Here is a 12671-nt window from a genome sequence, read left to right as displayed (position 1 = left end):
TAGGAAAAATGGGGGCGGACTTGTTTTTAGATTTATTTTTACGGAAAATAAGTTGGTTTCCTTTTTTTGATTAATAACGCTCTGGATTCCACGGGATGTTTTGCAAAAAAGAGCTTCGAGCATCTAACTCATCAAGCTCGCAACGCAATGCGGCAAGACTTATCCACGCACTGGCTCTTTCCGAAACCCCGCCATAGAAATTGCAGTGCTCGCGCACATACGTTCTCCATGAGGCATGTTCTTGCTCGAACTGCTGCCGAGTGGCGCGTACGTCATCCGAAATTTCAGGCACTTTTGCCAAAGAGTCCGCGTACAGACGCTCAACGGCAGCACGCTTTTGAACGGCGAGGTGCTCCATGCATTGCGTGACCTGCAAAATACTGTTGCCGGCCACATCACATGCCTTTTGCTCAATAGCGGCACCCCACACATGGGAAATCGAGAAGGTCAGTAACACAAAAACGCATGATTTCATGAGAGGAACGCCAAGGTCGTATGGAGTGAAATGCTTCAACGACCCGCTTTGATCAGGTGTGATCATCTACCGCGCGGAATACAACAAAGACTTTGAAATCGGATCGTGGCAAAAGACAGACCTTTTCTAAAGGCGAGGACTGAACGCCGTTAGTAAAAAGTTCACAAGACTTCTCGATTCAGAAGAACCAGCCCGATGCAACGTCTGCTTCAGGCCGATAGCTGCCATTTACTGTGGCAGCTTCGGCTGGCATCGTTTTCTCAAGCCGTCATGATGAAGGGGTTGGCTTTCAGCTCTTCACCTCAACATGATCCAACGCCTGATTCACCGCCAACTCACTCAACATCACCAACTGCGCAATCCCGATCGCAGTCTTGCGATGGGCAGGCTCCAGCGTGGCCGCAAAGTTATTAAGCATTTCGCTGGCCGATCCCAATGATTCGCTGGCGTTGGCCAAGAGGGATTCAGTGTTGTAGGCCGGGTTGGCCATGTACATGGGGTCGTGCTTGTGATGGCTGCCCATGATCCGTTGCTGCGGGGTGAGATAGTGATCAAGCGCGCGTTCGGCCGCTTCGTTGAGCGTTCGGGAGTCGGGAAATTTGTAAGGAGAAACCGGGTCGGTTTCCGGTGGGTTCGGTGTTGGTTTGAACATAGATGAATCTCCAGCACTTATTAAAGGGGAGTCATCCACTCTCGCTACCAAACGAGGGGTGGCGACCATACGCAGGTTGGTAGACCGGAGCACTGGAACCGGCGCTTCCGAAGAAGCCCTGAGCATGGCCACCATAAATCCAGTCGCATGAATGCAACTGCATGAGGTGACGCGATGCGTCAGCGCTGCGGGCTACCAAACCCGATCACTATTTTTCAGTGACCCGGAAACGATAAAACCCGCACCCCAGACGCACAAGCCGGCGGATTCTGGCGTAGTCGTAGGCAATGACGCAAGACGCTGTAGCCGTGGGGAAGTAATGCCGGGCGTTTCTAAACACCATTCGAAAAACGCTTAAACACGCCGCCCTCGTCATGTCGAAATCAGACGCCCATGCCGCTCCAGAATAAAAGCGAACTCCAGCCTGCGGGATAACACGTTCACATCGATTTCAATTCTCCTCTCCGTACCCATTCTTTCTCGTCATCTACCAGCGCACGTCACTTTTTAAGCTTGATGAAACGTTTCAGCAGGTTTATAAAAAAGGCACAACTCCAAGAAAAGGCTGCCCCCATGACCCCGCTCAAACTCGTTGTTGCCCTCAGCGCACTGTCCGCTGCCTCCCACGCCATGGCCTGGGATTACGTTCTGCTCGACACCGACAAAGCCGCTCAGAACTGGCAGATCACCAGCCAGCAACTCGGCGTGAAAACCGATAAACCCTTCAGCGTCAGCCTGCGCACTTTGCATGGTGGTCGGCAGGAGGGCGTCAGCATTGTCGACATCGATAACGGCACGATGAAACTCTCGGTGGTGCCGACGCGGGGAATGAACGTCTTGCAGGCCTCGGTCGGTAATGTGCGCATGGGCTGGGATTCGCCGGTCAAGGAAGTGGTCAATCCGTCCTTCATCGAACTCAATGGCCGCGGTGGTCTGGGCTGGTTGGAGGGTTTCAACGAACTGGTGACCCGCTGCGGATACGAATGGGTCGGCCACCCCGGCGTCGACAACGGCGAACTGCTGACCCTGCACGGCCGGGCCGCCAACATTCCTGCGAACAAAGTCACTCTGCACATCGATGAAACGCCACCGTACGCCATCACCCTGCGCGGTGAGCTGAAAGAGCAGGCGTTCAAGAAAGTCGACTTCTCCGTCGCCACCGAACTGGTCACCGAACCCGGCAGCGTAGTGTTCGCGCTTAACGATACCCTGACCAACAACGGCGACTATCCGAAGGAATACCAGGCGCTGTACCACAGCAACTTCAGCACCCCGTTCCTGGAGCAAGGCGCTCGTTTCGCCGCGCCGGTGAAACAGGTGTCGCCGTTCAACGACAAAGCCAAGGGCGATTTGGCCGAATGGCAAACCTATCGCGCACCGACCAAGGACTACGACGAAACGGTTTACAACGTCGTGCCGTATGCCGATGCCAAGGGCGATACGTTGACCGTGTTTCATAACAAGGCCGGCAGCCTGGGCGTTTCGGTTGGCTTCAATACGCAGACATTGCCAGTGTTTTCCCTGTGGAAGAACACCGATACCCAAGGTCAGGGTTACGTCACCGGGCTGGAGCCGGGGACGAGCTTTTCCTACAACCGCCGTTATCAGCGGCCACTGAACCTGGTGCCCACCATCGGGCCGAAGGAACACAAACAGTTCCGCATCAGTTACAGCTTGTTGGCGGATAAGGCGGCAGTGGACAAGGCCTTGAAGCAGGTGAGCGACATTCAGGGCGGGCGGGAGACCGAGGTGCGGCAGGCACCGTTGGTTGATCTGACCAAGGGCTGACACCGGCCAGAAAAAGGGAGGCTGATTTATTTTTCCTAAATAAATCAGCCTCCCTTTTTTAAACCAACAAGTCGTTGCCCGTTACCGGTAGCCGTTCGACGAAATTCGCAATCTCCCGCGTCCCACGTAAATGCACCACCGGAATCTCCGGCCCAATGGCCTGGCGCACTCCGTCGATTCCCGGCCGGTAGCCCCGGTCGAAATTCCACACAAACTTCAGAAAGGTCAAAAACGCCCGATCGATTTTTTCTCGACAACCCGCAGGAAGATCCGGGCGAGGGCGGTTCATCACGCTGCGTTTAATCACGCGGACGAGGCAGGTAAGGCGTGGAGTATCGAGCCAGATAATCAGGTCGGCGCGAGGCAGGCGCATGTCGAAGGTTCGTCGGGCGTAGTTGCCTTCACAGACCCAGGTTTCTGCCGCGACGGCTTGACGTACGCGGGTGCGAAACTGCTCGGCGTCGGGCTCGATCCAGCCGGGTTCCCAGAACAGTTTGTCGAGGTGGATCACCGGCAGGCCGAGGCGTTCGCCGAGGGCGCGGGCGAGGGTGGATTTGCCGCTGCCGGCGTTGCCCAGAATGACGATCCGTTGCATGGGGACTTCCTGTCGCGAAAAAAGCCGGCGATTGTGCAGGAATCGGCTCTCCGACAGAAGTCCGAACGCCACTCACCATGTCGAAATCAGACGCCCCCATGCCGCTCCCAGGCTATTTGCGATCAACGCCAGGCACGTAAGGTGACGCATCATTTCATCGCCCTGCGTCGTCGTCCGACCGATTTTTAACGCTGCAGCGCTTGAGGTGCGCCGCTCTGGAGCAGGGCAACAGGAAGAAATGATGATCGCCTGACACGTCGTCAGTACGCCCAAACGTCGATCACCAGAGAACAACAAAAACAATGAATAGCCTGAACTCGAAGGACTCGAACGGTCAGTTGGCGCAGGGCTTCAAGCCGCGTCATGTCACCATGCTTTCCATCGCCGGCATCATCGGTGCGGGGCTGTTTGTCGGCTCCGGCCACGCCATTGCCGCCGCCGGCCCGGCCGTCTTGCTCGCTTATCTCTTCTCCGGTCTGCTGGTTGTGCTGGTCATGCGCATGCTCGGCGAAATGGCCGTGGCCCATCCGGACACGGGATCATTTTCCACCTATGCCGATCAGGCCATCGGGCGCTGGGCGGGGTTCACCATTGGTTGGTTGTATTGGTGGTTCTGGGTGCTGGTCATTCCGATCGAAGCGCTGGCTGCCGGGCATGTGTTGAATCAGTGGTTTCCTCAGGTCGATGCGTGGTTGTTCGCGTTGTTGTCGATCATTTTGCTGGTGGTGACCAACCTGTTCAGCGTGTCCAAGTACGGCGAGTTCGAGTTCTGGTTCGCGATGGCCAAAGTGGTGGCGATCATCGGGTTCATCGGGCTGGGTTTTGCGGTGTTGATGGGCTGGATTCCGGAGCGTGAGGCCAGCGGATTGAGCCGGTTGATGGAAGAGCACGGCGGTTTCGCGCCCAATGGTTTGTCGGCGGTGGTCGGCGCCTTTATCACCATCATGTTCAGTTTTATCGGGACCGAAGCGGTGACCATCGCGGCCGCCGAATCGAGCAACCCGGCGCAGAACATCGCCAAGGCCACGCGCTCGGTGATCTGGCGCATCGGCGTGTTTTATCTGCTGTCGATTTTCGTGGTGATTTCGGTGGTGCCCTGGAACGATCCGCTGCTGGCGTCCGTCGGCTCTTACCAGCGCGCGCTGGAGTTGATGAACGTTCCCAACGCCAAATTCCTGGTCGATGTGGTCGTGCTGATCGCCGTGGCCAGTTGCATGAACTCCTCGATCTACATTTCCTCGCGAATGCTGTTCTCGCTGGGCCGACGCGGCGATGCCCCGCAACCGCTGAAAGTGACCTCCGCTGCGGGCGTGCCGAGGGCGGCGGTGATTGCCAGCACCGTGATCGGCGCCGGGGTGACGCTGTTCAGCTATTTCATGCCGGCCGGGCTGTTCCAGTTTCTGCTCGCCAGCTCCGGCGCGATTGCGTTGCTGGTGTATCTGGTGATCGCGGTTTCGCAATTGCGTATGCGCCGGATGCTGCGTCGGCAGAACGTCGAGCTGACGTTTCGCATGTGGCTGTTTCCGTGGCTGACGTGGCTGGTGATCGCGTTCATCTGCGCTGCGCTGGCGGTGATGATGGTGACGCCCGAGCATCGTCTGGAAGTGACGTCGACCATTGGGCTGGCGCTGGCGATTTCCTTTATCGGGCTGGTGACCACGCGGCAGCATGGGCAGGTGAGGGCGGCGGTTTCGGCGGGTGAGGCCTAGGGTTTTTCTGATGCTTGAACGGTGGGGCTATCCCCGGCATGGACGCAGGGGATGTCCGATCATCGGGCTTCGGCTCGCAGCCAACGTCTGACTTCGCCCTGTATCGCGTAGGCCGGCGCCTCGACCGCATTGAAATCCTGCGTATACCGCTGAGCAAACCCTTCGACTCCCCATTCCTGAAACTGCTGCACATGCTTCAGTTCGTGCGCCCAGAGCGCCACGTTCTGCTCTGCGGTCTCAGCGTCGCGGAACAGGATGATGTCGATCAGCGTCACCGCGCCGACATCCGGGTTTTGCAGAATGGCCGTGGCGGCGTTGTATTGGCCGTCGTCGGTGATTTTGTAGTGCACAGCATCGAGCACGGTGGGGTCATACCAGCGCAGCAGTTGCTCCCGGATATGCGGGGGAATCGATTTGATGTCGGTGCTGGCGGCTTCGGCGCGGGCCTGAATCAATCCCATGGCCAGCGCGGGAGCCGCGATCCGAAAGAGGTCTTCAGACAGACGTTCCGGGTCCGGCAGGCAAATGCAGCTGTCGAGGCATACTTGTTTTTCGCCGGCAGGGCAGGTGTCAGCCTGGGCCGGCGCTACAAGGGCAAGCCAGGTGACGAGGCTGATAAGCGTGGAGGGCATGGGCGCTTTTCGATGTATGGCCTCTTCAGGGCGTCTTCTCGGGAACGACAAAATTGACTGTCGCACTGGTGAGAACCCGGTGAGTCGGATCCGCCACTTCAAGCAGAACCTTATGATTGCCGGGTGTCAGCCCCACCAGGATGATCGGATCTTCACTGGTGTGCGCCCAGGTGCCTTTCCAGTCGTCGACAGTGACATGCAGGTGACCGAGACGAGGTGATACTTCCGCCGCCGCATTGCCAAACACCGGCATGATTCGGGCATGTTCGGTTCGGTACTGGATGATGACAACACCACGGGCAAGTGGCGCAGGGAGGGGCGGGTAGGCGATGAGCTGCGGCGCCGATTCGGATTGCACCGGGAGTATTGCGGGTGGCTGTAGTGTGTCAGCCCCTTGAACATGCGCCGTCATGCAAGAGACGACACCCATGGCAAGGGCGAACAGGTGTTTGGGGGGGAGGGGCATGGTGGTTTTCTCCCGCGTGGTTTCACTTAAGGCTAGATCAAGCCGGGCAGTTTCACCGACCTGTTTCGCCCCAAGGCCTTGGCACTGTACAGTGCCTGATCGGCGGCTTCGATCAAACCTTGCACGGGGGTGAGTCGGGAACCGGCGGCAGTGGCAATCCCGATGCTGACACTCACTCGTCCCAACGGGCTGGATTCGTGGGAAATGTTCGCTTGCTGCAACCGGTCGAGGATCAGTTGCGCCACGATCTGCGCACCTTCGCTGTCGGTATTGGGCATGATGACGCCCATCTCTTCACCGCCATACCGCGCCACAAGATCCGAGGGACGGCGCACGCACGTCTCCACGACGTTGCCAACGCGTTGCAGACAATCGTCGCCGGCAACATGCCCGTAGGAATCGTTGAACAGTTTGAAGTAGTCGATATCAATCATCAGCAGTGCCAAGGACGTGCCGTCGCGCTGCGCTCGTCGCGCCTCCAGGTCCAGCGTCACATCGAAACAGCGTCGATTGGCCAGACCGGTCAGGGCGTCCTTCATCGCCAACAGCTCGAGTTGCCTGTTTGACGAAAGCAACTGCTGCTGAGTGCCCATCAACTCCGCTTCTACTTGGGTTCTGCGTCGGATATCCAGTATCAAAAACCAGCCGATGAGACCGGTAAGCGCCAGCAAGCCCGTTACCACCACGGCCGATAGCAGCGCCTCCGTTCGCCACGCGGCGAGGGCTTCGCGTTTCCCGAGAGCGACGGTCGTGATCAGCGGCAGCCGGTCACTTTTGCGAAAGGCGTAGAGCCTTTCCACACCGTCCAGGCTGGACGTGAACGAGGCGGTGCCGACAGAGCGATCCACCAGGTACTTGGCGTAGATCGGCGACTTTGAAAAATTGCGCCCCATGTCCTGCTCGCGGAAGGGGTAGCGAACCAGCAACGTACCATCGGTATAGGACAATCCGATGGCACCCTCCTGGCCGACATCGATCTTTCCAAACAGCCGCAGAAAGTTTTCGATGCCCAAGGTCACCGCGACCACTCCGGCAAACTCACCGCGAGCATCATTGAAGCGTCGACTGACGGTGATGACCCATTCCTGATTGGAGCGGCTCTGAATGGGCGGACCGATAAAGGTCTCGGGGGAGGGATCATCGCGGTGATGAATGAAATAGGCCCGATCACTGCTATTTGCCCCGGCCGGAATCGGCCGGTTGGAGGACATCAGCCAGCGTCCCTGACTGTCGTAGATGGTGATGCCGCTGAGCTGTGGCATCAGCGGCTCCTGCCGGTCGATCAGCGAACTGATCCGCTGGATCTGAACGGGGCCACTGCCTTCGGTTTCCAGGCGTTCGACGAGCCCGAGCAAAAGCGCCGAACTTTGGCGGACAATGCCTTCGGAATAGGTGACAAGCGCCTGGGTCAGGTTCAACCCGTGAACGTCCACTTCCTCCAGCGCTCGCTCTCGAGAGGCCAGCACCTTCCAGACAGTCAGTGAGGCCAGGGAACAGCCGATAACCAACAGCAAAAGCACAACCAGGTGCGTATCTCGCTTCACGTCACTACCTTATGGAAAGTCCGTTTTTCCGTTCCAGAGGCTATTGGATCAAGGCAATAACGGCAGCCGTTCGTCCTCATCGTGCGCAAGGATACAAGCAGTCAGGTGTCGCTGCAGCAATAGATGAACGGGTTACTGCACCGACCCCCGCTGCACCTCAACCGCGTTTCGGCAGCTTCCAGTTCGGGCGAATGAAGTGGCAGGTGTAGCCATTCGGAATGCGCTCGAGGTAATCCTGATGCTCCGGCTCCGCTTCCCAGAACGGTCCCGCCGGTTCGATTTCGGTAACCACCCGGCCTGGCCAGAGGCCTGACGCGTCGACATCGGCCGCAGTGTCTTCGGCGACATCGCGTTGCTGCTCGTTCAGGTAATAGATCGCCGAACGATAGCTCGGACCGAGGTCGTTGCCCTGACGGTTGGGCGTGCTCGGATCGTGGATCTGAAAGAAAAACTCAAGGATCTGCCGATAGCTGATCACGGCAGGGTCGAAGACGATTTCGATGGCCTCGGCGTGATTGCCATGGTTGCGGTAGGTGGCGTTCGGCACGTCACCGCCGGAATAACCGACCCGCGTCTGTAGCACGCCGGGGTAGCGGCGCAACAGATCCTGCATGCCCCAGAAGCAGCCGCCGGCGAGAATGGCAGTTTCGGTTTGAGTGGTCATGGCATGTCCTTCCTCTCGAGTGGGTCGCAGATGTTCCTTGATATGAGGGAGTGTGAGCCGATTCCAAGGTTGAGCCGGTAAATAAATCGTGAAGCGTCGGCTTACGGTGTTTGCCCACCACCGGCGAGCCAACCATCAGGCTCCATTTCTTTGCCACACGTTGCGGCTACTTTCAAAAAATGCCGCTGACTGGCTGAAACCCTGATGGGCAAACCGGGTTCTTCGGTACGAAGTCTGGAAGCAAGCGCTGGTTGAGCTTTTGGCTTCTTGTGTTTCATGGACACCTCTCGTGCCTGGTTGCTTGAATCGAGGTCCAGCGGAAAGACGCCTTTTCTTCGCATCCTCTGTGTTCTGTCCGGATCAGGCAGTAGATGGTATCGAAGGCGAGGGTGCCCACGTAATCAGGCGTGAGGGACGGCTGCTGTAGGACGCTGCTTATGTACGTGAAGGACGCTGGAATTGGCTGGTTTTAGTTGCACTCAGCGATCCGTGCGCGGCATCGCCGCAATCGGCTGGATTTGCCGGGATGCCTGCGCCGAGCACCAGCGGTTCCGCCCTTGCTGCTTGGCCTGATACAGACAAGTATCGGCTGACTTGAGCAAAGTGGCCGGGGTCACCGCATCGTCAACCGGATAACGCGTGGTGATCCCGGCACTCGCAGTGACATACCCCAGTGGATGCCCGGCATGTTCAAGCTCCAGCGAGCGAATGGTCTGCAGAATGTCTTCAGCCACCTGAATTGCCCCGGCGCTGTCGGTGTTGGGCAGCAGCACGGTGAATTCCTCGCCACCGTAGCGAACAGCCAGATCCGAAGGCCGCTTGACCGCTTTGCGAATCCCGTCGCCGACCGCGATCAGGCAGTCATCGCCGGCAGCGTGACCGTACTGGTCGTTGTAGCGCTTGAAGTAGTCGACATCGAGCATGATCAATGACAGCGGAGAACCCTGACGTCGGGCCAGGCGAATCTCATCCGTCAGCGCCGCGTCCAGTCGACGGCGATTGCCGAGGCCTGTGAGGCTGTCGGTCAGCGCCATGTCGCGCATGGTCTTGTGCGCGGAACGGATCTCCCGTTCCATCGCCATCCGCTGGCGCAACTGGCTCAGGACGATGAGCCCGAAACAGGCCAGCACCAGAATCAGGAGCACCAGCACGAAGCCGTTTTTCAGCAGGTCCTGGCGCCACGGCGCGATGATGGAATCCCGGGACAAACCGGCCTCGACCACCAGCGGGTAAGTGGTTAGTGCGCGATAGCCGTAAAGCCGCTCAGTGTCGTCAACCACCGCCCTGATCTGGACAATGCCCTGATTGGCGTTGGGCAGGTAGGTCTTGAAGATCTCGCTGTTCGCCAGGCTTTTGCCGACCACCGAGGCAATGAACGGCCGGCGCACGAGAATCGTGCCGTCGCGCATCGCCAGCACCAGCGCGCCTTTGTCATCGATGCGGAAGTCACCGTAATAATCGACGAAATAACTGACCTTGACCGTCCCCAGCAGCACGCCGGCGAACGAGCCATCGGGGTTATTCAAACGTCGTGAGATCGGAATGATCAGGTCGTGGGTGGAACGGCTCTCCACCACCTGACCGATGCGCACGCGCCGGTCTTCATGGGTGCGGTGGTACTGGAAATAATCACGGTCGGCGTTGTTGGCGGTCTCGGGCGTGACCTCCTTGTCGGTCACGATCCAATGGCCGTCCGGACCGTAGATGAACAGGCCGTGCAGCTGCGGCATGATTTTCGACTGCTGGATGAGCAGCTTGTGAATCCGCGCCACATCCAGGTTCTGCAGACCATCGCCTTCGACCCGCTCGGCCAGCCCCGCAGTCAGCACATCGACTTGGCGGATGGTGTCCTCGGCATGCTGCGCCGTGGCGCGGGCGAGGTTGGTCACCGAATCACGCGCGGACGCAAAGACCGAACGATAGTCGCGCCAAGTCCGCCAGCTCTCTACCGCCAGAAAGGCCACGACCACCATCAGCATGAAACTGACGGTCAGCCGAAAGGTCGAGCCGGCCTTCACCCCTTTGCGGGGCGCGCGCGGTGCTTCATCTGGAGTGGGCGCTTGCGTCTTGCGTCCGGGCATCAACATTTCCCTGGAGGTCGTTCTGAGCGGGTGAACATTATGACAAGGATAGGCGCGAAGGTCGGGGTGGCTGTGTGAACTGCCTGGCAGTTTGAGTGGATTGTCCGTTTTGGGTTGACGGTGAAACGCTTTTCAGGCGATTTATCGCTTTCAGGCGAGTCAGTAATCTGTGCCCATCTTGAACGCAAACGCACTTCCACAACTAAAAAGGGATTCAAACATGAGCACTCCATCCTACAACCGCCTGAACAAAGACGACGCCGTAGTTCTGCTGGTCGACCACCAGACCGGTCTGATTTCTCTGGTTCAGGACTTCTCGCCAAACGAGTTCAAGAACAACGTGCTGGCGCTGGCTGATCTGGCCAAATTCTTCGAGTTGCCGACCATCCTCACCACCAGCTTCGAACAAGGCCCGAACGGCCCGCTGGTGCCGGAGCTCAAGGAAATGTTCCCGGACGCGCCGTACATCGCCCGCCCAGGCCAGATCAACGCTTGGGACAACGAAGACTTCGTCAAGGCGATCAAGGCCACCGGTCGCAAGCAGATCATCATTGCCGGTGTCGTGACCGACGTGTGCGTAGCGTTCCCGACCCTGTCGGCGCTGGCGGAAGGGTTTGACGTGTTCGTGGTGACCGACGCTTCCGGCACCTTCAACACCACCGTGCAGCAAGCCGCGTGGAACCGCATGACCCAGGCCGGCGCACAGATGATGAACTGGTTCTCGGTCGCCTGCGAACTGCACCGCGACTGGCGCAACGACATCGAAGGCTTGGGCAACCTGCTGTCCCAGCGCATCCCGAACTACCGCAACTTGATGAATGGTTACGCGGCACTGACGGCGCATCAGAAATAACCGGATGCTGGATGGACGAAAGCCTGCTTTGAAAAAAGCAGGCTTTCGTTTTTATTGCGTTACTCCGGACGCGCCCGTCATTCGATTGGCTGAGCTCTATAGGTTTTATAGAGCTGCTGAATCTCTGGGTCGTCAAGGCTCCCGTACGTAATGCCTTCTTTGTCCAGACCATCCAATCCTTTTATGCCGCCGATCATCTCCGGCCATTCGTCACGGCTGGAGATGTCGATGACGAACGGTAACAGGTAGGTGTCGAGATGCCCTTTGAACGGATCTTGAATTTCATTACTGAGTGCGCGGAGATACTCGTCCTTGTTGGTTTCTGACCAATCGATGGCAAACCTCGTCCGATAGCACAGCTCCATGTACACGAGCAGTATTGTGCGGCCATTGCCATCCAGAAACGGGTGAGCAGAGGCGAGCTGCCCCATCACTTCCCCTGGACGATCTCTGAAGCGTTTCTTGTTTGCTGCAAGTTCAAGAGCGTACTCGACGGACCTTTTAATGAGGTCGGGACGTTCAAAGACTGTGTGGTGAGGATCTTCTTTCGATCCCTTGAAAACAGCGAGGTGGGGGACGAGTTCGTTCCTGTCTTTTCCCGCCCAGGGATAGAAACCGGAGAACAGGATTTCATGTGTCTTTAGAACGGATTTGAAATCGATGGTTTTTCTCTTTGCCAGATAGGCCAGAGCGTCTTCGATACTCGCTTCGAAGGCGAGATGCTCGGACTCTTTTACTTCAGTGGGGTCTTTGAGCTTGAGCGAGTTTTGAAGGTAACCCGCTGTTTCGAAATCGCCGAAAGGATCAAATATCATGCACTAAGCTTCTTTTTTGAACGCCTCTTTTCCTCAAGGTAGCGTCCTTGGTACGACATGATTTCGGACTTGTTCAGCACACCTTTCTTTTTGAGGTTGACGAGCAATTGCTCAACACCGTCCAATTCAACTACATCTCCTGCCAGACGAGTGATGGTAACCGCCATGCAGCTCATGCTGTCACGGTCTGCGGTAACGTGATGTGCCTTGGCAAGCCGACGAACCTCGGTTGCGACGCTGTCAGTGGCTGGTTTAGTCATTATGAAAGCCCTTGTTCACTTGCTCTGAGCATAGCATGACGCCGCTTCCGCAGATTTTCCAGCCGGCGCGTCCCGAACAGCCACAGCCTGATGAACGGCTACGCAAGCTCGCAGCCATCCAAAAACCAATGCTTTCG

At 57.8% G+C, this 12671-nt stretch carries 13 protein-coding genes; 3 read left to right on the top strand and 10 right to left on the bottom strand.

From position 1 onward, the window contains the following. Positions 1-70: 70 nt before the first annotated feature. Positions 71-541: a lysozyme inhibitor LprI family protein gene (locus tag K5E37_RS07385; RefSeq protein WP_221533491.1), complete on the bottom strand. Its 471-nt coding sequence runs from the start codon at positions 539-541 to the stop codon at positions 71-73. A gap of 223 nt (positions 542-764) precedes the next feature. Then, positions 765-1127, bottom strand: coding sequence for a DUF6124 family protein (locus tag K5E37_RS07380; RefSeq protein ID WP_074690741.1), 363 nt, complete (start codon positions 1125-1127; stop codon positions 765-767). 573 nt (positions 1128-1700) lie between these two features. Between K5E37_RS07380 and K5E37_RS07375 the strand changes: the two genes are divergently transcribed. Then, the gene (locus tag K5E37_RS07375) at positions 1701-2915 is read left to right on the top strand and encodes an aldose 1-epimerase family protein (RefSeq protein WP_221533490.1); all 1215 of its coding nucleotides are present in this window, start codon (positions 1701-1703) and stop codon (positions 2913-2915) included. A gap of 58 nt (positions 2916-2973) precedes the next feature. On the opposite strand, the gene K5E37_RS07370 is transcribed toward K5E37_RS07375, so the two are convergent. Further along, the gene (locus tag K5E37_RS07370; RefSeq protein ID WP_221533489.1) at positions 2974-3510 is read right to left on the bottom strand and encodes an AAA family ATPase; all 537 of its coding nucleotides are present in this window, start codon (positions 3508-3510) and stop codon (positions 2974-2976) included. 302 nt (positions 3511-3812) lie between these two features. On the opposite strand from K5E37_RS07370, the gene gabP reads away from it, so the two are divergent. Then, entirely contained in the window at positions 3813-5219 is a 1407-nt protein-coding gene (gabP, locus tag K5E37_RS07365; RefSeq protein ID WP_221533488.1) for a GABA permease, read from the top strand. A 59-nt stretch (positions 5220-5278) separates the two neighbouring features. Here the strand turns inward: gabP and K5E37_RS07360 are convergent, their stop codons facing one another. The 5 genes from K5E37_RS07360 to K5E37_RS07340 form a co-directional block, all read right to left on the bottom strand. Beyond that, positions 5279-5851, bottom strand: coding sequence for a DUF4157 domain-containing protein (locus K5E37_RS07360; protein WP_221533487.1), 573 nt, complete (start codon positions 5849-5851; stop codon positions 5279-5281). Between the two features lie 25 nt (positions 5852-5876). After that, positions 5877-6317, bottom strand: a complete 441-nt coding sequence (locus tag K5E37_RS07355; RefSeq protein ID WP_085604885.1) for a DUF6130 family protein — start codon at positions 6315-6317, stop codon at positions 5877-5879. A gap of 32 nt (positions 6318-6349) precedes the next feature. After that, complete coding sequence (locus K5E37_RS07350) at positions 6350-7861, bottom strand: diguanylate cyclase (RefSeq protein WP_221533486.1); 1512 nt, start codon at positions 7859-7861, stop codon at positions 6350-6352. A gap of 157 nt (positions 7862-8018) precedes the next feature. After that, positions 8019-8525: a peptide-methionine (S)-S-oxide reductase MsrA gene (msrA, locus tag K5E37_RS07345; RefSeq protein ID WP_085604879.1), complete on the bottom strand. Its 507-nt coding sequence runs from the start codon at positions 8523-8525 to the stop codon at positions 8019-8021. 479 nt (positions 8526-9004) lie between these two features. Beyond that, entirely contained in the window at positions 9005-10606 is a 1602-nt protein-coding gene (locus K5E37_RS07340; protein ID WP_221533485.1) for a sensor domain-containing diguanylate cyclase, read from the bottom strand. 220 nt (positions 10607-10826) lie between these two features. On the opposite strand from K5E37_RS07340, the gene ycaC reads away from it, so the two are divergent. Further along, the gene (ycaC, locus tag K5E37_RS07335) at positions 10827-11459 is read left to right on the top strand and encodes an isochorismate family cysteine hydrolase YcaC (RefSeq protein ID WP_221533484.1); all 633 of its coding nucleotides are present in this window, start codon (positions 10827-10829) and stop codon (positions 11457-11459) included. A gap of 77 nt (positions 11460-11536) precedes the next feature. Here ycaC and K5E37_RS07330 read toward each other — a convergent pair whose 3' ends face one another. Next, positions 11537-12274, bottom strand: coding sequence for a Fic family protein (locus K5E37_RS07330; RefSeq protein ID WP_007958137.1), 738 nt, complete (start codon positions 12272-12274; stop codon positions 11537-11539). Then, positions 12271-12534 carry a hypothetical protein gene (locus K5E37_RS07325; protein ID WP_007958136.1) on the bottom strand — a complete coding sequence of 88 codons (264 nt, stop codon included), beginning with the start codon at positions 12532-12534 and terminating at the stop codon, positions 12271-12273. The genes K5E37_RS07330 and K5E37_RS07325 overlap by 4 nt, the downstream gene beginning before the upstream one ends. Between the last annotated feature and the right edge of the window lie 137 nt (positions 12535-12671).

The sequence above is a fragment of the Pseudomonas sp. RIT778 genome (assembly GCF_019718735.1).
GTDB classification, from domain to species: Bacteria; Pseudomonadota; Gammaproteobacteria; order Pseudomonadales; family Pseudomonadaceae; genus Aquipseudomonas; species Aquipseudomonas aphyarum.
Note: the sequence above shows the minus strand (reverse complement) of the source record. Positions and strands in the feature narration are given on the sequence as shown.

What these genes read in the sequence shown, in the direction of transcription:
- K5E37_RS07385 (WP_221533491.1), bottom strand. Translation starts at nt 541, where the DNA reads ATGATCACACCTGATCAAAGCGGGTCGTTGAAGCATTTCACTCCATAC.
- K5E37_RS07380 (WP_074690741.1), bottom strand. Translation starts at nt 1,127, where the DNA reads ATGTTCAAACCAACACCGAACCCACCGGAAACCGACCCGGTTTCTCCT.
- K5E37_RS07375 (WP_221533490.1), top strand. Translation starts at nt 1,701, where the DNA reads ATGACCCCGCTCAAACTCGTTGTTGCCCTCAGCGCACTGTCCGCTGCC.
- K5E37_RS07370 (WP_221533489.1), bottom strand. Translation starts at nt 3,510, where the DNA reads ATGCAACGGATCGTCATTCTGGGCAACGCCGGCAGCGGCAAATCCACC.
- gabP (WP_221533488.1), top strand. Translation starts at nt 3,813, where the DNA reads ATGAATAGCCTGAACTCGAAGGACTCGAACGGTCAGTTGGCGCAGGGC.
- K5E37_RS07360 (WP_221533487.1), bottom strand. Translation starts at nt 5,851, where the DNA reads ATGCCCTCCACGCTTATCAGCCTCGTCACCTGGCTTGCCCTTGTAGCG.
- K5E37_RS07355 (WP_085604885.1), bottom strand. Translation starts at nt 6,317, where the DNA reads ATGCCCCTCCCCCCCAAACACCTGTTCGCCCTTGCCATGGGTGTCGTC.
- msrA (WP_085604879.1), bottom strand. Translation starts at nt 8,525, where the DNA reads ATGACCACTCAAACCGAAACTGCCATTCTCGCCGGCGGCTGCTTCTGG.
- K5E37_RS07340 (WP_221533485.1), bottom strand. Translation starts at nt 10,606, where the DNA reads ATGCCCGGACGCAAGACGCAAGCGCCCACTCCAGATGAAGCACCGCGC.
- ycaC (WP_221533484.1), top strand. Translation starts at nt 10,827, where the DNA reads ATGAGCACTCCATCCTACAACCGCCTGAACAAAGACGACGCCGTAGTT.
- K5E37_RS07330 (WP_007958137.1), bottom strand. Translation starts at nt 12,274, where the DNA reads ATGATATTTGATCCTTTCGGCGATTTCGAAACAGCGGGTTACCTTCAA.
- K5E37_RS07325 (WP_007958136.1), bottom strand. Translation starts at nt 12,534, where the DNA reads ATGACTAAACCAGCCACTGACAGCGTCGCAACCGAGGTTCGTCGGCTT.